An 18,942-nucleotide genomic window follows, 5' to 3' on the forward strand; every position below is an offset into this window, starting at 1 on the left:
TTAGGACGCCCTCCGACCGGCCGCCGCACCCGCAGCCGCCGCCGCGGCACGCCGGAGTGCCGGCCCGTGCCCGACGCGGCCGTGACTGTCGGTAGGCTTTGCGCACATGAGCCTGCCTCGCCCCGTCCTCGTGGTGGACTTCGGAGCCCAGTACGCCCAGCTCATCGCGCGCCGGGTTCGCGAGGCGAAGGTCTACTCCGAGATCGTGCCGCACTCGATGCCGATCGCCGAGATGCTGGCGAAGAACCCCGCCGCGATCATCCTCTCCGGGGGCCCGGCCAGCGTCTACGCGCCGGACGCGCCGCAGATCGACGCGGGCGTGTTCACCGCCGACGTGCCGGTCTTCGGCATCTGCTACGGCTTCCAGGCGATGGCCCAGGCGCTCGGCGGCACGGTCGCGCGGACCGGCAACCGGGAGTACGGCGGCACGCCGCTGCGCCCCCGCCTGCTCGACCCGGGTGTGCTGCTGCGCGACCTGCCGGCGGACCTGCCGGTCTGGATGAGCCACGGCGACGCCGTGACCGAGGCGCCCACGGGATTCACGGTGACCGCCGAGTCGGCGGGCGCTCCGGTCGCCGCCTTCGAGGACCTGGCCGGGCGGCGGGCCGGCGTGCAGTTCCACCCGGAGGTCGGGCACACCGCGCACGGCCAGGAGATGCTGACGCGCTTCCTGTACGACATCGCCGGCATCGAGCCGACCTGGACGCCCGAGAACATCATCGACGAGCAGGTTGCCCGGATCCGCGCCCAGGTCGGCGACAAGGAGGTCATCTGCGGCCTGTCCGGCGGGGTGGATTCCGCGGTCGCCGCCGCGCTCGTGCACAAGGCCGTCGGTGACCAGCTCACCTGCGTCTTCGTCGACCACGGTCTGTTGCGCGCGGGCGAGGCCGAGCAGGTGGAGAAGGACTACGTCGCCGCCACCGGCATCAAGCTGAAGGTGGTCGACGCCACCGACCGGTTCCTCGGCGCGCTGGCCGACGTGACCGACCCGGAGCAGAAGCGCAAGATCATTGGTCGGGAGTTCATCCGGGTCTTCGAGGCCGCCGCCCGCGAGATCGCCTCGCACGGTGACGTGGAGTTCCTGGTCCAGGGCACCCTCTACCCCGACGTGGTGGAGTCCGGCGGCGGCACCGGCACCGCCAACATCAAGAGCCACCACAACGTGGGCGGTCTGCCGGAGGACCTGAAGTTCGCGCTCGTCGAGCCGCTGCGCACCCTGTTCAAGGACGAGGTCCGCGCGCTCGGCCTCCAGCTCGGCCTGCCCGAGTCGATGGTCTGGCGGCACCCGTTCCCGGGTCCCGGCCTGGCCATCCGGATCATCGGCGCGGTCAACCAGGAGCGCCTCGACCTGCTCCGCGAGGCCGACCTGATCGCCCGCGAGGAGTTGACCGCCGCCGGCCTGGACCGGGGCGTCTGGCAGTTCCCCGTGGTGCTGCTCGCCGACGTGCGCAGCGTCGGTGTGCAGGGAGACGGGCGCAGCTACGGGCACCCCGTGGTGCTGCGCCCCGTCTCCAGCGAGGACGCCATGACCGCCGACTGGTCACGGCTGCCCTACGAGGTCGTGGCCCGGATCTCCACCCGGATCACCAACGAGGTGGCCGAGGTCAACCGGGTCGTGCTGGACGTGACCAGCAAGCCACCGGGCACCATCGAGTGGGAGTGAGCGCCGCTCACGCGACCGGCGGCGGGCTGCTGTCGTGCGGGTTGTGCGCCGGGCTCGGCGGCGCGTCGAACGGGGTCGTCGGCGGGTAGGGCGGCGTCGGGGCGTACCCCGGCATCGGCCCGCCCGGCGCAGGCCCGGCGGTCGGCGGCGGACCCGACTGCGGCGCGACGCCCGCCGCGTGCGGCCAGGCCGGCGCGCCGGTGGGCTCCTCGGGCATCAGGAACCACATGATCGGGTACGCGAGCAGCGCGAGCCCGCCGGTGAGCAGGCCGGTGACCGCGAAGGCCACCCGGACCAGTGTGGGGTCGACGGCGAAGTAGCGGCCGACGCCGCTCGCGACCCCGGCCACCATGCGGTCGGTGGTGGGTCGACGGAGCTGCTTGTACGGGGCGTGGGGAGCGGTGGTCGATGTCATGCCTCCACGGTCCGCGCCGGTGCCCGCCCCGCCCTCGGTGACCGCCCGGATCCTTACCCTGACCAATCCCTGATCGGGGCCAGACAGTCAGGAATCCGACTCTTTTCCGTTCCGGTAACCCGGCGCGGGGAGAATTTGCTTCCGTGACCACCTTGCTGGAGCCGCTCCGCAGGATCGCGGCATACGCAGTCTGTGCTGATTCGACAGGCCGAGTCCTGCTGGTTCGCGCCTCGGAGCGCTCCGGCACCCCCGGCACGTGGTCCCTGCCCGGCGGGGCGGTCGACCACGGCGAGGACCCCAACCACACGGTGGTCCGCGAGACCGCCGCCGAGACCGGCCTGTCGGTCGCCGTCTCGGGCCTGGCCGACGTGCTCGCCGACATGCGGGCGCTGCCGGAGCGCGGCATCACCATCCACACCGACCGGCTGATCTACCAGGTGGCGGTCCGTGGCGGCACCCTCGCCGACCGGGTCGGTGAGCGTCCCACCGACCTGGCCCGCTGGTACACCCTCGACGAGGCGCGCGAGTTGCCGCTGCGCTCGTTCACCGCGCGTGCGCTCGGGTTGCCCACGTCCTCCGCCGACGTGGTGCCCGACGAGGCGCCCGAGTTCCCCTCCTTCTACGCGGTGCCCGGTCCGGACGGGCTGCACCGGGCGCAGCGCTTCGCCGCGTACGCGGTGTGCACCGACCCGGCCGGTCGCGTGCTGCTCACCAGGGTTTCCGACGGCTACCCGGGCGCTGGCTGCTGGCACCTGCCCGGCGGCGGCACCGACTACGGCGAGCAGCCCGGTGCCGCGCTCATCCGCGAGCTGGTCGAGGAGACCGGGCAGACCGGCCGTCTGGTCGAGTTGCTCGGCGTGGCCAGCCACCGGGACGCCGCGTCGCTCGGCCCGGAGGGCTACCCGATCGACTGGCACGGGGTACGTGCCTTCTACCGGGTCGTGGTCGACCAGCCCAACCCGCTGACCGTGACCGACGTGGGTGGCTCCACCTGCGAGGCCCGCTGGTTCGCCCGCGAAGAGCTCGGCGCTCTCCCCACCCACCACCTCACCGAGGTGACCGCCGAAGCGGTCCAGGCCGCCCAGCTCACCTGACCCGCCGGCCCCGTTCCACCTGAAACGGGCAGACGGCCGCGATCCCTCGGCCGGTGGGGTGGTGCGTGCTTTGCGGGCGCTTGACCGGTGGCGCGTTGCGGGCGGGCTTGGACGGTGGTCGTGCGTGCTGGGGCGGGCGCTCGGCCGGTGGCGCGTCGCCGGCGTTGGTGTGTCTGGTGGTGGGCGTGCTGGCGGGTAGGTCTCCGCCGGTAATGCTCGCCGACAGCAGCGCATCTGGGCCGGGTGCCGAGTGCCGAGCGTTGGATGGTTCGGCGGCTGTCCGGACCTCCGAGAGATGCGGCTCGCGAGAAAGTCCCAACGGGCGGTACGGACCGGATGACCAGCTCCGCTTCGCTGATGTCGGGGTGTCCCAAGCTCCCGAATACCCCGACATCAATAAACCCGAGTCGATCATCGCTAACCGAGCCTCCCGGGGTGCGCCGCGCTGCCTGCCGAGCGCACCTAACGCCCAAAACGGACTGCGCTAGCGCGAATCCTCGGACTCCGAGCGTCGATCATGAAGTTATTGTCAGGACACGCCCCGAGACGGACGGCAATAACCTCATGATCGACGGGCTGGGCGGCTAGGCGGCTAGGCGGCTGGGCGGGGGAGCGGAGTTGGCGGGGATGGACTTTCTGCGGCGGGTTGGCGTTTTCGGAATTCTGTGGGATTCGGACCGGGTCCTGGTGGTCCGGGACGGGGTCGGGGGTGAGTTCCCGGGGATCTGGCGGCTGCCCGGTGATGCGGTGGCGCATGCCGAGCACCCGGAGCGCGCCATGGTCCGTGCGGTAGCCGAGCAGGCCGGGTTGGCCGTGGTGGTCGGCCGGCTCCGCACGGTGGTCGCCGACGTGGTCACCTATCCGGAGGACGACGTCGCGCTGCACACCGACCGGCTGCTGTTCGAGCTTGCTGCGCCTCACGGCGCGCTGCGTGACGGCGTCCTGCGTGACGGTGCACCGGGCGACGGCGTACTGCGCGGCGGCGCATCGGGCGACGCTCCTTCCGGCGACGGCGTGATGGGCGACGTCGGTGGTGGCGCGGTGGACCGGGTGTGCTGGCTCACCCTGGCCGAGGCGGCGCGGGTGCCGCTGACGCCGTTCACCGCCGGAGTGCTCGGTCTGCCGGTGACCCCACTGGCGCCCGGGGCGCATCGGGCGCGTGTGCCGCTTTCGCCGCCGCATCCCGACCGCAGGCTGCGCTTCGGGGCGTACGGGCTGGTCACCGACCCGGCTGGGCGGATCCTGCTGACCGAGATCGCGGCCGGTTATCCGGGGGCTGGCCTGTGGCACCTCCCGGGCGGGGGGACCGACCATGGCGAGCAGCCAGCCACCGGTCTGCTCCGGGAGTTGGTCGAGGAGGGTGGCCAGCAGGGCCGCGTGGAGGAGATCCTCGGTGTGAACAACCTGCACAACCCTGCCGCGCTCGGCCCGGAGGGTCGGCCTCTGGACTGGCACGGCGTACGGGTGACCTATCGGGTGCTGGTGGACACACCCAGCGATGCGGTGGTCACCGAATCGGCCGGAGGTTCGACGGCGCGGGCTGGATGGTTCACTCGCGAGCAGGCCCTCGACCTGCCGTTGAGCGACATCGCTGCCTCGGCAATCGGACAGGGTGGCCGATAGCACTCCGCTCGCTGAGCCGACTTGGTGACCCTCCGGTACAGTCAATGGCGGGAATGATGGAGGAAACGGGCGATGAAGCCCGGGATGGGAATAAGCGAGCGGTTCGAGCGGTTTAGACCAGTTACAAGCACCGCCGGCAGCTATCGCCAAGCCATGTCCCCCTATGCGATGGTGTACTCCGCGCAAAACGGCTGCCGGGCCACGCACGGTCCGGCACGAGACAGCCGGACACCCGCCCCGCGGCGGTCAGCCGATCCGGTGATGGAGGAAACGTGCCGAGAGCCCCATGGCGCCGGCGTCGTACTACTGACAGTCCGCGCCCCGCAGGGCGTCGCTGGGCGGGCCCGTTGCGCCGCAGCAGCACATTCGCCCGCCAGGTGCTGTTGGTCCGGGTCGGTCGCCGTGACGGTGACCTGCACGTGACCGACCTGACCCCGACCGAGCACCGGTACGCCGACCGGCAGCGCCGCCGCTACGGCCTGGACCGGCTCAGCCGTCCGGCGTCCGGCGTCGGTCGAGCCGAGATCGAGGCCATCATGCCGGTCAGTCCGGCGATGCCGCCCCTGGCACACGCCGACGAGGCTTCGTCACACTCGATCCCGCTGCTCCCCGGCGACCGCACCATTGCCCGCCGGATGAAGTTCGGCCTGGTCAACGCCTGCACGCTGGCCAGCCTGATGCTCGGCATGCTGGCGATCTTCCTGGCCATGCAGGGTGAGGTGCGCATCGCCGCGCTCTGCCTGATCGCCTGCGTCGCCTTCGATGGTCTGGACGGTGCACTGGCCCGACGGCTGGGCGTCGCCAGCCCGTTCGGCGCGCAGATGGACTCCCTGGCCGACATGTGCTCGTTCGGCCTCGCCGCGCCCGTGGTGGTCTACGCCTCACTCGCCGGTTCCGTCTCCACCGCAGCGGCGGCAGTGGCGTGTGCCCTGGTCGCGGCGTGCGCCGCTATTCGACTGGCCCGCTTCAACGTCTCGCCGAAGGACGGCAGGTTCTTCTGCGGCGTGCCCACCACGATGGCGGCCGCCGTGCTCGCCGTGACGGTGGCGATCGGCCTGCCCGTGCCCGGTGCTGTGCTGGTCGCGGGGGTCGCGCTGCTCGCCTTCGCGATGGTGTCGAGCTTCCCGTACGCCAAGCTCGCCCGCCTGGTGAAGCTGCCGCCGTGGCTGTGGCTGGCCCCGGTGATCGGCGCACTCATCGACATCCGGCTCACGTTCGCGCTGATCGTGGTGGGTTACCTGGTCAGCGGGCCGGTGCTCTGGCTGCGGCAACGTCGTACCGCCTGATTTTCCCCCAACGAGAACGGGGCGCCGCGGTCAGCGGCGCCCCGTTTCCACGTGCGTGGGTCAGCGCCAGCGGGCGATGACCGTGGACCCGCCCATAACCTTGTCGCCCGGCCCGACCAGCGGGTCGGCGGCGTCGGCCGGGAGGTAGACGTCGGTCCGTGAGCCGAAACGGATCAGCCCGAAGCGCTCACCCTTGGCCAGCAGCGCGCCGATCGGTGCGCGCTGCACGATCCGACGGGCGATCAACCCGGTGCGCTGCGCGACCACCACCGTGCCACGTGCGGTGTCCAACACGGTGTACGCGGCGACGTTGTGCTCGGCGTCCGGCTTCATCGCGTTGACGAAGCCGCCGTCGGCGACGAAGTAGTCCACCACCTTGCCGGCGACCGGGGCACGGTTGACGTGCACGTCCAGCACCGACAGGAAAACCGCGACCCGCAGCCACTCGCCGTCGCCGAAACGCTCGTCGTGCAGTCGCTGCACCGACAGAACCTTGCCGTCCGCGCTGGCGACGACCGCGGTCGGGTCCTCCGGTACGTCGCGCTCCGGGTCCCGGAAGAACGCGGCCACCGGCCCGGCGGCCAGCGCCGGCAGTAGCCAGAGCTTCGACGACGGGCGCGCCACCCGGGCCAGCGCCGCGAGGCCCAGCGTGATGCCGGCAGCGGCAACGCCGTTGGAGTCGATGTGCATGCCGCGGGTCAGCGGCACGCTCGACGGCCGGTGCGCGGGGGCGAGCCTCTCGGCCGTGGCAGGGCTGGCCGGGGTGAAGCGCAGTCGGTAGACCCGTACCGGCGGTGAGTTGCGCACCACCAGGTCGGCACCGACGCCGTAGAGGGCGTCCTGGCGGGCCAGCTCGGCGGCGGCCCCGGTGGTCCGGCCGGGTGTGGCGGTGGTGGCCACGCTCAGGACCGCACCGTCGGACAGGAACTTGGCCAGGCCCTCGATGCCGCTGCGGGTCTCCTCGGCGGTGCCGCTGAACACCTCGCCGGCGATGACGACCGTGGCGGCTTCGGCCTCCGCCAGGGAGTCGACGACCCCCACCCGGTCGGCGACCCAACGGCCCTGGGCGTTGACGTGCTCGCGGAGCGCGGCAGCGCCGAGCGGCTCGGCGGGCACCACGGTGAGCCGGTCACCGGGGAGCAGCGCCTCGATCGCCGCGGCCAGCACCGCGGATTCCGGGCGGACCCCGACCAGCAGGGCGGCCTTGGGATCGTTGATCCGGGCCAGCTCGGCGACGAGCGTGCGGGCGGCTCGCTCGCCGATGCGGACCGGACCGGATCGGCCGGTCGTACGCACGGCGGGGGACTGGGTCATGTCGGGCGGGCTCCTGACGGGGGTAGAGACGGGAATCGCGGCGGGACCGCCATGGCGGGACGGGCCGGCCGGCGGAGGCGAGATCTCCACCGGCCAGCATATGCGTCCGTCCGGGCCATCGGCATCGCCGTGGCGGTGGAGCCGGCCGTGGCCGGGCTGCGCCCGAGGTCAGGCCTCTCCCCGTCGACCCTCCCGCCCGTCACCCGGCTGGTCGCCGACCGGCTCGTCCGGGTGGTCGGACCGGGTCGGCTCGTCCGGGTGGTCGGACCGGGTCGGCTCGTCCCCGTCCGGCGCTCGGGTGACGAGCGGGAGCGTCGGCTCGTCGGGCTGGCCGGCGATCGGGGCGGTCTCCGGCTCTGCTGGCTGGTGAGCCAACCAGGCCGGGTGGATCACCTCGCTGGACGGCGCCTCCGGTGCCCGTACCTCGGTGGTGGCCGTCTCCGGGGTCGCTGGCGGTGGGGGAGCGTCCCAGGTGGAACGGTCGGCCTCCCAGACCGGCAGTGCCGCACCGGAGGTCGGCATTCCGGAGACCGGAGCGGACGCGCCGGAGACGGGCGCGGTGGCCTCGGTGACGCCGGCCTCGGCGGTCTGCTCCGGCGGGCCCGACCGACCCGAGCGCAGTGCGCCGACCAGCCCGAAGACCCCGATCAGGATGAGGGCGCTGGCCAGGAACCAGCCGACCGCCGGCAGCGCGAACCCGAGTAGTTGGGCGAGCAGCCACCAGGCCGACAGCGCCAGGAACACGAGCCCGAAGGCGAACGACACCAGATCCGTGCGGTGAGCCTTCACCGGGTCACCTCCAGGTTGCCAGCGTTGACGTGGATGTACAGGCGCAGCTTGCCGCCGCCGGCACCGTCGATTCCGAGGTCGGTGGTCTCCTGTAGGCGACCGTCCAGTCCGCCGGAACGGTTGCCGAAGATGGTGGCGTCACCAGCGTTGACGTCGGCCACCGTGGTGACGTCCACGTTCGGTGGGACGACCACTGTCGCCTTGCCGAAGTTGATCGCAACCGTCACCTGGCTGTCCCGCTTCGCGAAGTCGATCCCGCGCAGGTCGAGTACGGCGTCACCGAAGCTGTTCTCGTACCGGTCGGCCAGATCGCGGTAGTCCGTGGGTGCCCAGGTCACCGCGCCGTCGACCCCGCGGATCCGGTCGTAGGACTCGGCGACCGTGCCCGTGCCCAGCGCCGCCGCGGTCACCAGACCGAGCGCGATGAGCCAGCGGGCCCGCCCGAACCAGGTGCCGACCAGCAGTCCCAGCCCGATCGTGGCCAGCGCGGCCGCGAAGTACGCCGAGGCGCTGATGGCGAAGACGTCGAGCAGGTCGAGCAGGGCGACCACACCGAGGACCAGGAAGATCAGGGAGAAGGTCACCGCGCCGAGCGGCGAACGCTCCTTGGGGCGCTTCGGTGGCTTCGGTGGCTTCGGCGGACGGGCAGCGGCCGGGGCCGGCGTCGCGTACGGGCCGTGCGGCGCGAACGGGGGGCGGTATCCGGACGCCGGGGCGGCGGTCGGATAGCCGGACGGGTCGGCCGGTGCGCCGGTCACCGGTGCCGACGGCCACCCGGCGGTGGTCGGGGCGGTGCCCGGCCAGTCCGTGGCGGGCGCCGGCCAGCCCGCTGCGACAGTCGTCGGGTCGGCCGGTTGCCCGGACACCGGGGTCGTTCCGGAGACCGGCTGCGCCGTGGCGGTGGACTGCGCAACGCCGGTCGGTGGCAGGCCGTACGCCGGGGTGGTGACGGTGGGCGCTGTCCCCGCGGTCGCGGTGGCGAATGCCGGTGCACCGCCGGCCATCGGTGCGGTCGCCGGTGGGCCGCTGGGCGGTGCCACGCCGTACGAGGGCGCGGGCCAGGTCACCGGTGGGACCGGGCCGGGCGGGTTGCCGGAGGGTGCCGGCCCGGCCGGGGTGCCCGGCTGTGGGGTGCGGCTGTCCCGGTTGAGCAGCAGCGCGCCGGCGACCAGGATGGCCGCGCCGAGCAGCACCGCGCGGAAGGCGTCGGTGACGATGTAGCCGAAGCTGGCGGCGACCAGGATGCCCAGGATGATGACGGTCACCGGCGACATGCTGGAGCGGCCGCGGCCGAGCATGGACTCGATCGGGGACGCGGTGTCGCCCTCGTTCGGGATGATCAACCAGGCGGCGACGTACACCAGGATGCCGATGCCACCGAAGAACCCGAGCACCGCGAGCAGCACCCGCCAGAGCACCGGGTCGGTGTTGGTGGCTCGCCCGATCGCCGCGCAGACGCCGGCCAGATACCGGCCCTCGCGCGGCCGGACCAACCCGTACCGCGAGGTGAAACCGGTGCCGGCGAACGGCGGTGGCGGCGCGGACGGACCCGGACCGCCCGGTCCGGGTGGCGTACCCGCGGCTCCGTAGCCGGTGCCGGCCGCGAACCCCGGCCCGTGGCCGCCGGTGGGCGGCGGGTAGCCGCCGGCCGGACCGGCGGGTGTGCCGCCGCTGTCCGGGCCGTAGCCGGCGGGCGGACCGAACGTGCGGGGCTCGGTCCATTCGGCGGGCGTCGTGGCTGGTGGGGGCGGTGCTGAACCACCCGGCTCCGCCGACCCCGGTCGGGGTGGCGGGGCAGCTTCCTCGGTCATGCTTCGATCCTGCTGCCAGGTGAACCCGAACGACCTCAGGACCCGACCCTGACCCCACCCTGAGATCCGGCGGCCGGAATGTCCGGGGCGTCCCCGTGGTCGTCGACGCCGCAGCGTGTGACGATCAGATCACCGACCTGCACCGACCCGCCACCGCGACCAGGGAGCCTCCGATCAGCACCGTGATTCCGCCCCCGCGCCTCTATCGTGCTCCCGAGCACCGGATGGCCGCCGGCGTCGCCGCCGGTATCGCCGACCATCTCGGCATCTCGGTGCTGCGGGTGCGCGTCGCGTTCATGGTGCTGCTCGGCCTGAGCGGGCTCGGCCTGCTGCTCTACGCGGCCTTCTGGGCGGTGGTGCCGTTGCGGCCCGGTGACACCGCGGTGCCGCCCCGACGCGACGTCGCCCAGCTCCTGCCGTTCGTGGGGATCGGGCTCGGTGTCCTGTTGATCCAGGTCATGGTCTTCGATTCGGTGGGCGCGGCCGGCACGGCCGGTTGGCTGGTGGCCATCATCGCGGTCGGTGCGGGGGTCATCTGGCACCAGTCCGCACCCGAACGGCGGCGGCAGTGGGGCAACGCGATGCCGGTGCCCTGGCTCGGCGCGGTCGTCGAGGAGAGTGACCGGCGGGCGTTCGTGCTCCGGTTCATCGGCGGTGGGGTGCTGGTCGCGGTCGGCATCATCGGTGTCGCGGCGGTCTACTCGCCGGCGCAGAACTTCGACGCGGTGATCAACGGCGTGATCTTCGCGCTGGTCGGGTTGGCGGGGGTCGGCGTGGTCGCCGCGCCCGTGCTCTGGCGGACGTACAGCCAGCTCCGCTCGGAGCGCGAGGGGCGCATCCGCGAGCAGGAGCGGGCCGAGTTGGCCGCCATGGTGCACGATCAGGTGCTGCACACGTTGGCCCTGATCCAGCGCAACGCCAGTGACGTCAAGATGGTGCAGCGGTTGGCCCGAGGGCAGGAGCGTTCGCTGCGCAACTGGCTGTACAAGCCGACCGCGTCGCCGAGCGAGCGCTTCGCCGCCGCGCTGGAGCAGGCCGCCGCCGAGGTCGAGGACACCTACGCGATCACCGTGGAGGCGGTCGTGGTGGGGGACCGGGAGACCGACGAGAAGGTCGGGGCGCTGGTCGCGGCCGCCCGGGAGGCGCTGGTGAACGCGGCCCGGCACGCCGGCGTGCAGACCGTGTCGCTCTACGCCGAGGTGGAGCCCGATCAGGTCAGCGTCTTCATCCGGGACCGGGGCAAGGGCTTCGATCCGGATACCGTGGAGGACCACCGGCACGGCGTACGCGGCTCGATCATCGGGCGGATGAAGCGGCACGGCGGACGGGCCGAGATCCGGTCCGGCCCGGGGGAGGGGACCGAGGTCCGGTTGATACTGCCGATCTCCCGGGACTCGTCCGCAGCGGAGAGGAACAGATGACCATGGCCGAGCAGCCGACCGAGCACCTCGACCCGGCGGAGCCCCGCCCCGAGCGGCTCCGGGTGTTTCTGGTGGACGACCACGCCATGTTCCGGGCCGGGGTGCGCGCGGAGTTGGGCGCCCACGTCGAGGTGGTGGGCGAGGCGAGCACCGTGGCCGAGGCGGTCACCCGGATCGCGGCTGTCGGCCCGGACGTGGTGCTGCTCGACGTGCACATGCCCGACGGCGGCGGGCGCGCGGTGCTGGAGGCGATGCGGCGTACGCACCCGCAGGTCAAGTTCCTGGCGCTGAGCGTCTCCGACGCGGCGGAGGACGTGATCGGGCTGATCCGGGCCGGTGCGCGGGGGTACGTGACCAAGACCATCTCCCCGGACGAGCTGGCCGCGGCGATCCGCCGGGTGGCGGACGGCGACGCGGTGTTCAGCCCTCGGCTGGCCGGGTTCGTGCTGGATGCCTTCGCGGCCCGGCCGGACGCCCCGGTGGCCGACCCCGAGCTGGACCAGCTCACCAACCGGGAGCGGGAGGTGCTGCGGTTGCTGGCCCGGGGGTACGCCTACAAGGAGATCGCCAAGGAGCTGTTCATCTCCATCAAGACGGTGGAGACGCACGTGTCGAACGTGCTCCGCAAGCTGCAGATGTCCAACCGCTACGAACTCTCCCGCTGGGCGGCGGACCGCCGGCTGGTGTGACCGCGCGTCACCCTGGCCGAGGATCAGACAAACGATCTCCGCGCACTCGTCCACCCAGCCGGTGATCGTGCCCGTGCAGCCGTAGTCGACCTGTCCGGACGGGTCGAAATGCGAGCGGTTCTGGGCGTCCTAACGGGCAGAGGTGGGCCCGGAGGCTGAGCGCGGGCCGGGACCACTTCTGCGGGTGGCGCAACGTATTTCCTGCTCAGTGCTACCTCCGCCGACCGTTTTATGATCATTTTTCAAGTATCGGCAACGTGGCGGGCAACTAACGGCTTGATAACGGCACCTTCACGGAAGAGGCCAGTTGGTGTCACAGTGGCAGCACCTCACCATCGGTGTGTGGCACTCCGTACGGCCCATGACCATGTCCCCGCCCTTCGCGGCGGCTCGTGGCCGTGCCTTCCGCGTCGTGTCACGCCTCGTTGGCGGGGGAGCCCGGCGGATCGGAACATCAGGGGTGTCCCCAACTTCCCTGTGGTCCCGGCGACCCGCGCCCCGGGGTGGTCGGGCGGTGTCACCCCCAAAACGTGCGTGAAACCCACGACGGAACCTGGTTAGAAAGAGGAGGCCCCTCGGAATGAGAGTCTCGAAGCGGGCGACGAGCGCGATCGCGCTCAGCGCGGCTGCCGCGCTTGTCGCGAGCGGTTGCTCGAGCGGTGGCGAAGGCGAAACTGCCGCCAGCGGCGACGGCGCGATTGTCATCCACGGTGTCCAGCCGGAGAACCCGCTGGTCCCGTCGAACACCACGGAGACCGGCGGCGGCAAGATCGTCGACTGGCTGTGGACCGGCCTGGTCGAGTACCCGAACGACGGTGGGGCCCCGCGTAACGCGCTGGCGGAGTCCATCAACACCACGGACTCCAAGGTCTTCACGATCAAGATCAAGAAGGGTACGAAGTTCCACGACGGGACCGAGGTCAAGTCGAAGAACTTCGTCGACGCCTGGAACTGGGCCGCCTACTCGCCGAACGGCGCGCAGAACGGCAGCTTCTTCTCCGACATCCAGGGTTTCGAGCAGACCTACACCAGTGACCCGGATGGCGCGGACGGCCCGAAGAAGGCCCCGGCGCCGACGGCTGAGAAGCTGTCCGGCCTGAAGGTCGTCGACGAGCAGACCTTCGAGGTCACCCTGTCGGCGCCGACCGCGGTCTTCCCGACCAAGCTCGGCTACAGCGCCTTCATGCCGCTGCCGGACAAGTTCTTCACGCAGAAGCCCGAGGAGTTCGGCAAGAACCCGATCGGCAACGGCCCGGTCAAGTTCGTGTCGTGGGCCGACAACTCCCTGATCAAGCTGACGCGCTTCGACGACTACAACCTTCGCGACAAGATGAAGCTCAAGGACGTCGACGTCAAGCTGTACCAGGACGAGACGGCCGCCTACGCCGACGTGCTCTCCAACAACCTGGACTTCCTGGAGTCCCTGCCCACCTCGGCGCTCGCCGGCGACAAGTGGAAGACCGACCTCGGTGAGCGGGGCCGCAACACCGTCACGCCGACGACCGCGCTGATCGCGTTCCCGCAGTACGACAAGCGTTACCAGAACCCGAAGCTGCGTCGGGCCGTGTCGCTGTCGATCAACCGGCAGGAAATCTCGGACAAGATCTTCTTCGGCACCCGCAAGCCGGCCGACAGCTGGGCGAACCCGCTGACCCCGGGCGCCAAGCCGGGTAACTGCACCGCCTGCAAGTTCGACCCGACCACGGCGAAGCAGCTGCTGACCGAGGCCGGCGGCTTCACCGGCGAGATGGTCTTCTACTACAACTCGGACTCCAGCCACAAGGACTGGATGGACGCGGTTGCGCAGCAGGTCAAGACCAACCTCGGCATCGAGGCTCGGGCTGAGGGCGTGCCGACCTTCGCGGTCTTCCGCCAGAACGTCAACGCCCACGCGATGAAGGGCCCGTACCGCGCTGCCTGGCAGCAGGACTACCCGGACGTCGAGAACTGGATCAACCCGCTGTACGTGACGGGTGGCTCCTCGAACGACGGCCTGTACAGCAACCCCGAGGTCGACGCCCTGGCCAAGCAGGCCAGCGCCGCGCCGAGCCTGGAGGCCTCGCACGAGGCGTTCACCAAGGCCGTCGAGAAGATCGACCAGGACGTCCCGAGCATCCCGATCTACTTCTACGGCCAGCAGTCCGGCCACTCGGAGAAGATCAAGAAGCTCGAGCTGAACAACGTCGGCGAACTCGACATCACCTCGGTCGAGCTCTGATCCGTTCGGTCTGACCCCGGGTCGGGCTCGCCACATCCGGTGAGCCCGACCCGGGGCAGTTCCGCGATTGGGTGTTACAACACTCCATTCGCACGTTGTCACCACCGTGTCGGCCGTCCGACGCGCCCCCTGTCTGGAGGACCACCCCATGGGCCGTTATCTGTTGAGACGGCTGCTCCAACTCGTGCCGGTCTTCATCGGCTCGACGTTCCTCATCTATGCCCTCGTCTGGGCCGTACCGGGCGACCCCTTCGCCGGTAAGTGCGGCGAGCGCCGCTGCCCGGACCAATACGTGGCGTTCATGACCGAGAAGTACCACCTGGACCAGAACGTCTTCGTGCAGTACTTCAACTACATGAAGAACCTGCTCCAGGGTGACTTCGGTCAGACCTTCTCGCAGCGCGACATCGGCGGCATCATCGCCACGGCGTACCCCAACACGCTGAAGCTGGCCCTGGTCGCGCTCGCCATCGAGGCCGTGATCGGTCTCGGCGCCGGCGTCCTGACCGGTCTGCGCCGCAACGGTTTCCTGGACAACCTGGTCCTGGTCTCCACGCTCTTCCTGCTCGCGCTGCCGGTGTTCGTGGTCGGCTTCGTGCTGCAGTGGCTGCTGGGCGTGCAGTGGGGCATCATCAAGCCGACCGTCTCCTCCGAGATGCGGTGGTCCGAGCTGATCGTGCCGGGCTTCGTGCTCGGCAGCGCGTCGGTGGCGTACATCGCGCGGGTGGCACGAACGAGCATCGCGGAGAACCGCCGTGCCGACTACGTGCGCACCGCCATCGCCAAGGGCCTGCCGATGCGCCGGGTTGTCGGGGTGCACCTGCTGCGCAACTCGCTCATCCCGGTGGTCACCCTGCTCGGCACCGACCTCGGTGCCCTGATGGGCGGCGCGATCATCACCGAGGGGATCTTCGGCATCAACGGCATCGGCCGTGAGGTCTACCGCGCGATCATCACCAAAGAGAGCGCCACCGTGGTAGGGATCGTGGTCGTCCTGGTGCTGGTCTATCTCGTGATGAACCTGCTGGTTGACCTGCTCTACGCCGCCCTGGACCCGAGGATCCGCTATGAGTGACCCGAGTACCGCATCGATCGTCAGCACCCCTGCCGCGCACCCGACCGACTCTCCGGCCTCCGCCACCGCGGGCGCGCCGCAGAGCAACGAGAAGCCGCGTGGCCTGCTGGGTGACGCCTGGCGCGACCTCCGGCGTAAGCCGCTGTTCTGGGTCTCGGCCACGCTGATCGTGTTCTTCCTGCTGATGGCGGCCTTCCCGGCGCTGTTCGCCCCGGGTGACGCGGTCAACGGATCGCTGTCCCGCAGCCTCGACAAGCCGTCCGCCAATGGCTGGTTCGGCTACGACGTGCAGGGCCGGGACGTCTACGCCCGGGTCATCTACGGCGCGCGGGCGTCCATCATCGTGGCCATGCTCTCGGTGATCGGCACCCTGCTCGTCGGTGGAGCGATGGGCGTCATCGCCGGCTACCGCGGTGGCTGGGTGGACGGGCTGCTGAGCCGGATCGGCGACGTGTTCTTCGGTGTGCCGTTCGTGCTCGGCGCGATCGTCATCCTGACCACGTTCAACGGCTCGGGTTCCGGCAACAGCAAGGCCCAGATCATGGCCCTCGTGATCATCTCGTTGATCGTGTTGAGCTGGCCGGTCGTGATGCGGCTGATGCGCTCCTCGGTGCTCGCCACCAGGGACGCCGACTACATCATCGCGGCCCGCGCACTGGGTGCCGGCAGCGGCCGGATCATCCTCAAGCACCTGCTCCCGAACTGCCTGGCCCCGCTGCTGGTCTACGGCACGATCATGGTCGGCTCGTTCATCGGCGCCGAGGCCACCCTGTCGTTCCTGGGTGTCGGCCTGAAGTCGCCGGTGGTGTCCTGGGGCATCATGATCAGCGAGGGCAAGGATTTCATCCGGGTCGCGCCGGGGCTGGTGTTCTTCCCCGCCGCGTTCCTCGTCGCCGCAGTGCTGAGCTTCGTGATGCTCGGTGAGGCGGTCCGCGAGGCCCTCGATCCGAAACTCCGCTAGGGGAGATCCAGTGTCCGACATTCTCGTGTCCGAGCAGTCCGCGCCGGGATCCGGCGGGTCCGGACGTCCCTCTGGCCGGCTGCTCGAGGTCGACGACCTGCGGGTGGAGTTCCGCACCCGGGACGGCGTCGCAAAGGTCATCAACGGAGTCACGTACCACGTCGACGCGGGGGAGACCCTCGCCGTGCTCGGCGAGTCCGGCTCCGGCAAGAGCGTCACCGCGCAGACCATCATGGGCATCCTCGACACGCCGCCCGGCTTCGTCACCGGCGGCCAGGTTCGCTTCAACGGCAAGGACATGCTCCGCATGTCCGACGAGGAGCGTCGCCGCATCCGCGGCGAGGGCATCGCGATGATCTTCCAGGACGCGCTCTCCGCGCTGAACCCCGTCTTCACCGTCGGGTTCCAGATCGCCGAGCAGTTCCGGGTCCGGCGGGGCATGGGTCGCGCCGAGGCCAAGAAGCGCGCGATCGAGATGCTCGACCAGGTCAAGATCCCGAACGCCAAGGGCCGGTTCAACAACTACCCACACCAGTTCTCCGGTGGTATGCGGCAGCGCGCGATGATCGCGATGTCGCTGGCGCTCGACCCGGAGGTGCTGATCGCGGACGAGCCGACCACCGCGCTCGACGTGACCGTGCAGGCCCAGATCATGGACCTGCTCGCCGAGCTCCAGCGTGAGCGGCAGATGGGCATGATCCTGATCACCCACGACCTCGGCGTGGTCGCCGACGTCGCGGACCGGATCGCGGTCATGTACGCCGGCCGGATCGTTGAGGAAGCCGACGTGTACGAGCTGTACGCCAAGCCGGCGCACCCGTACACGTTGGGTCTGATCGACTCGATCCCGCGCCTCGACGAGAAGGGGCAGCAGCTCCGGACGATCAAGGGCCTCCCGCCGAACCTGATGAACATCCCGCCGGGCTGCCCGTTCAACCCGCGGTGCCCGATGGCTCAGCCGGTGTGCCGGGAGAAGGTCCCGCCGCTGCTGCAGGTCGGCCCCGCCCGGGCCAGCGCCTGCCACTTCGCCGAGGAGCTGGTGAACCGTGTCTGAGAACATCCTCGAGGTCAATGACCTGGTCAAGCACTACCCCGTCACGCAGGGTGTGGTGTTCAAGAAGACCGTCGGTCAGGTCAAGGCGGTCGACGGGGTCTCGTTCGGTCTGCGCGCTGGCGAGACGCTCGGTGTGGTCGGCGAGTCCGGTTGCGGCAAGTCGACGCTCGCCCGGGTGCTGATGAACCTGGAGAAGCCGACCGCCGGCAACGTGGTCTACAAGGGCCAGGACATCTCCAAGCTCTCCGGTGGGGCGCTGCGACGCCTGCGCCGGCAGATCCAGCTGGTGATGCAGGACCCGTACACCTCGCTGAACCCCCGGATGACCGTCGGTGACCTGCTCGGCGAGCCGTTCGAGATCCACCCGGAGGTGGCGCCGAAGGGCAGCCGCCGGGCCAAGGTCCGCGAACTGCTCGACCTGGTCGGGCTCAACCCGGAGCACATCAACAGGTACCCGCACCAGTTCTCCGGCGGGCAGCGGCAGCGCATCGGCATCGCCCGCGCGCTCGCCCTGCGGCCCGAGATCATCGTCTGTGACGAGCCGGTGTCGGCGCTGGACGTCTCCATCCAGGCTCAGGTGATGAACCTGCTGGAACGGTTGCAGGGCGAGTTTGGGCTCTCGTACATCTTCATCGCCCACGACCTGTCCGTGGTCCGCCACCTGTCGGACCGGGTCGCGGTGATGTATCTCGGCAAGATCGTCGAGATCGGCACCGAGGACGAGATCTACGAGCGGCCGACCCACCCGTACACCCAGGCTCTGCTGTCGGCGGTGCCGGTTCCGGACCCGACGCAGCGGAACAACAAGACGATCATCCGGCTCACGGGCGATGTGCCGTCGCCGATCAGCCCGCCCTCGGGCTGCCGGTTCCGGACCCGCTGCTGGAAGGCGCAGGAAGTCTGCGCCGAGCAGGTCCCGCTGCTGGAGATTCGGCGGGACTCGGACCACCCGAGCGCCTGCCACTTCGCGGAGCGGCGCGAGATCGTCGCCACCCACGAGGCCTGAGTCACCCGAGACCGCCTGCCGACGTCACCCACGACGACGGCAGGCGGTTTCGTCTGTCTGTGACCCGGCCAGACCGCTTCCCGGCCGGCCCGGGCGCACCGCCCGCCATCGGGCTCAGAGGGGGCCGCGGCCGGCGCGGAGCAGCAGCAGGGCCAACTGGGTGCCGTCGGCACCGAGCGCGACGCGGAACCGTTCCAGGATCTTCCGCTCCCGGGAGAGCACCAGGCGCGTGCCGCCGGACGCCATCCGGGTCGCACCGACCTCCTGGGACAGGGCGGCCCGCTCCTGCCAGAGCGCGATCATCGCGTTGTCGATCTCGTCGATCCGCTCCCGGATCTGCACGATCCTCGCCGAGGCGGTTGGTTCCTCGGTGCCGGTCCGTGCCTCGACCGGCGTGGCGTTGTCGACCGCCGCCGACGTGGGCACTGTCGCCTCGGTCCCGTTCGGCGCGGGTTGCTCCGCCTCGGGCCGGGCCGGGCCGCCGCTCTGCTCCATCACGTCTGCCATCATCGGGTACCCCTCG

The 18,942-nt window shown here is 70.7% G+C and carries 15 protein-coding genes and 1 pseudogene; 11 read left to right on the forward strand and 5 right to left on the reverse strand.

The features are described from left to right. Nucleotides 1–106 precede the first annotated feature (106 nt). Entirely contained in the window at nucleotides 107–1,663 is a 1,557-nt protein-coding gene (gene guaA, locus AB0C01_RS11170) for a glutamine-hydrolyzing GMP synthase (RefSeq protein ID WP_357247098.1), read from the forward strand. A 7-nt stretch (nucleotides 1,664–1,670) separates the two neighbouring features. Here the strand turns inward: guaA and AB0C01_RS11175 are convergent, their stop codons facing one another. Further along, nucleotides 1,671–2,078: a PspC domain-containing protein gene (locus AB0C01_RS11175; RefSeq protein WP_357247096.1), complete on the reverse strand. Its 408-nt coding sequence runs from the start codon at nucleotides 2,076–2,078 to the stop codon at nucleotides 1,671–1,673. Between the two features lie 143 nt (nucleotides 2,079–2,221). Between AB0C01_RS11175 and AB0C01_RS11180 the strand changes: the two genes are divergently transcribed. The 3 genes from AB0C01_RS11180 (at nucleotide 2,222) to AB0C01_RS11190 (ending at nucleotide 6,081) form a co-directional block, all read left to right on the forward strand. After that, nucleotides 2,222–3,172, forward strand: coding sequence for an NUDIX domain-containing protein (locus AB0C01_RS11180; protein WP_357247094.1), 951 nt, complete (start codon nucleotides 2,222–2,224; stop codon nucleotides 3,170–3,172). A gap of 627 nt (nucleotides 3,173–3,799) precedes the next feature. After that, nucleotides 3,800–4,795, forward strand: coding sequence for an NUDIX domain-containing protein (locus AB0C01_RS11185; RefSeq protein ID WP_357570930.1), 996 nt, complete (start codon nucleotides 3,800–3,802; stop codon nucleotides 4,793–4,795). Between the two features lie 347 nt (nucleotides 4,796–5,142). Continuing rightward, complete coding sequence (locus tag AB0C01_RS11190) at nucleotides 5,143–6,081, forward strand: CDP-alcohol phosphatidyltransferase family protein (protein WP_357247088.1); 939 nt, start codon at nucleotides 5,143–5,145, stop codon at nucleotides 6,079–6,081. Nucleotides 6,082–6,141: 60 nt separating this feature from the next. On the opposite strand, the gene AB0C01_RS11195 is transcribed toward AB0C01_RS11190, so the two are convergent. From AB0C01_RS11195 to AB0C01_RS11205, 3 genes and pseudogenes are all read right to left on the reverse strand, one after another. Beyond that, nucleotides 6,142–7,395 (reverse strand): phosphatidylserine decarboxylase, encoded by a 1,254-nt coding sequence (locus tag AB0C01_RS11195; RefSeq protein ID WP_357570931.1) that lies wholly within the window; start codon nucleotides 7,393–7,395, stop codon nucleotides 6,142–6,144. A 543-nt stretch (nucleotides 7,396–7,938) separates the two neighbouring features. Beyond that, nucleotides 7,939–8,184 (reverse strand): annotated as a pseudogene (locus AB0C01_RS11200) (hypothetical protein); the annotation flags it as partial. Then, on the reverse strand, nucleotides 8,181–9,995 hold the full coding sequence (locus AB0C01_RS11205) for a PspC domain-containing protein (RefSeq protein ID WP_357570932.1): 1,815 nt from the start codon (nucleotides 9,993–9,995) through the stop codon (nucleotides 8,181–8,183). The gene AB0C01_RS11205 and the pseudogene AB0C01_RS11200, both read right to left, overlap by 4 nt. Before the next feature lie 182 nt (nucleotides 9,996–10,177). Between AB0C01_RS11205 and AB0C01_RS11210 the strand changes: the two genes are divergently transcribed. The 7 genes from AB0C01_RS11210 to AB0C01_RS11240 all read left to right on the forward strand — a co-directional run bounded on the left by AB0C01_RS11210 (nucleotide 10,178) and on the right by AB0C01_RS11240 (nucleotide 18,419). Beyond that, nucleotides 10,178–11,416, forward strand: coding sequence for a PspC domain-containing protein (locus tag AB0C01_RS11210; protein WP_357247080.1), 1,239 nt, complete (start codon nucleotides 10,178–10,180; stop codon nucleotides 11,414–11,416). Between the two features lie 2 nt (nucleotides 11,417–11,418). Next, entirely contained in the window at nucleotides 11,419–12,105 is a 687-nt protein-coding gene (locus tag AB0C01_RS11215) for a response regulator transcription factor (protein WP_357247196.1), read from the forward strand. A 580-nt stretch (nucleotides 12,106–12,685) separates the two neighbouring features. Continuing rightward, a complete protein-coding gene (locus tag AB0C01_RS11220; RefSeq protein ID WP_357247077.1) occupies nucleotides 12,686–14,323 on the forward strand; it encodes an ABC transporter substrate-binding protein in 1,638 nt (545 codons plus the stop codon). Between the two features lie 148 nt (nucleotides 14,324–14,471). Continuing rightward, nucleotides 14,472–15,398, forward strand: coding sequence for an ABC transporter permease (locus AB0C01_RS11225; protein WP_357247074.1), 927 nt, complete (start codon nucleotides 14,472–14,474; stop codon nucleotides 15,396–15,398). Then, nucleotides 15,391–16,359 carry an ABC transporter permease gene (locus AB0C01_RS11230; RefSeq protein ID WP_357247071.1) on the forward strand — a complete coding sequence of 323 codons (969 nt, stop codon included), beginning with the start codon at nucleotides 15,391–15,393 and terminating at the stop codon, nucleotides 16,357–16,359. The genes AB0C01_RS11225 and AB0C01_RS11230 overlap by 8 nt, the downstream gene beginning before the upstream one ends. A 25-nt stretch (nucleotides 16,360–16,384) precedes the next feature. Continuing rightward, nucleotides 16,385–17,413: an ABC transporter ATP-binding protein gene (locus tag AB0C01_RS11235; protein WP_357247193.1), complete on the forward strand. Its 1,029-nt coding sequence runs from the start codon at nucleotides 16,385–16,387 to the stop codon at nucleotides 17,411–17,413. Beyond that, entirely contained in the window at nucleotides 17,406–18,419 is a 1,014-nt protein-coding gene (locus tag AB0C01_RS11240; protein WP_357247068.1) for a dipeptide ABC transporter ATP-binding protein, read from the forward strand. The genes AB0C01_RS11235 and AB0C01_RS11240 overlap by 8 nt, the downstream gene beginning before the upstream one ends. A 114-nt stretch (nucleotides 18,420–18,533) precedes the next feature. On the opposite strand, the gene AB0C01_RS11245 is transcribed toward AB0C01_RS11240, so the two are convergent. Continuing rightward, a complete protein-coding gene (locus tag AB0C01_RS11245; RefSeq protein WP_357247065.1) occupies nucleotides 18,534–18,929 on the reverse strand; it encodes a chorismate mutase in 396 nt (131 codons plus the stop codon). Nucleotides 18,930–18,942 lie beyond the last annotated feature (13 nt).

It is taken from the genome of Micromonospora sp. NPDC048905, assembly GCF_040649655.1.
Lineage (GTDB): Bacteria > Actinomycetota > Actinomycetes > Mycobacteriales > Micromonosporaceae > Micromonospora.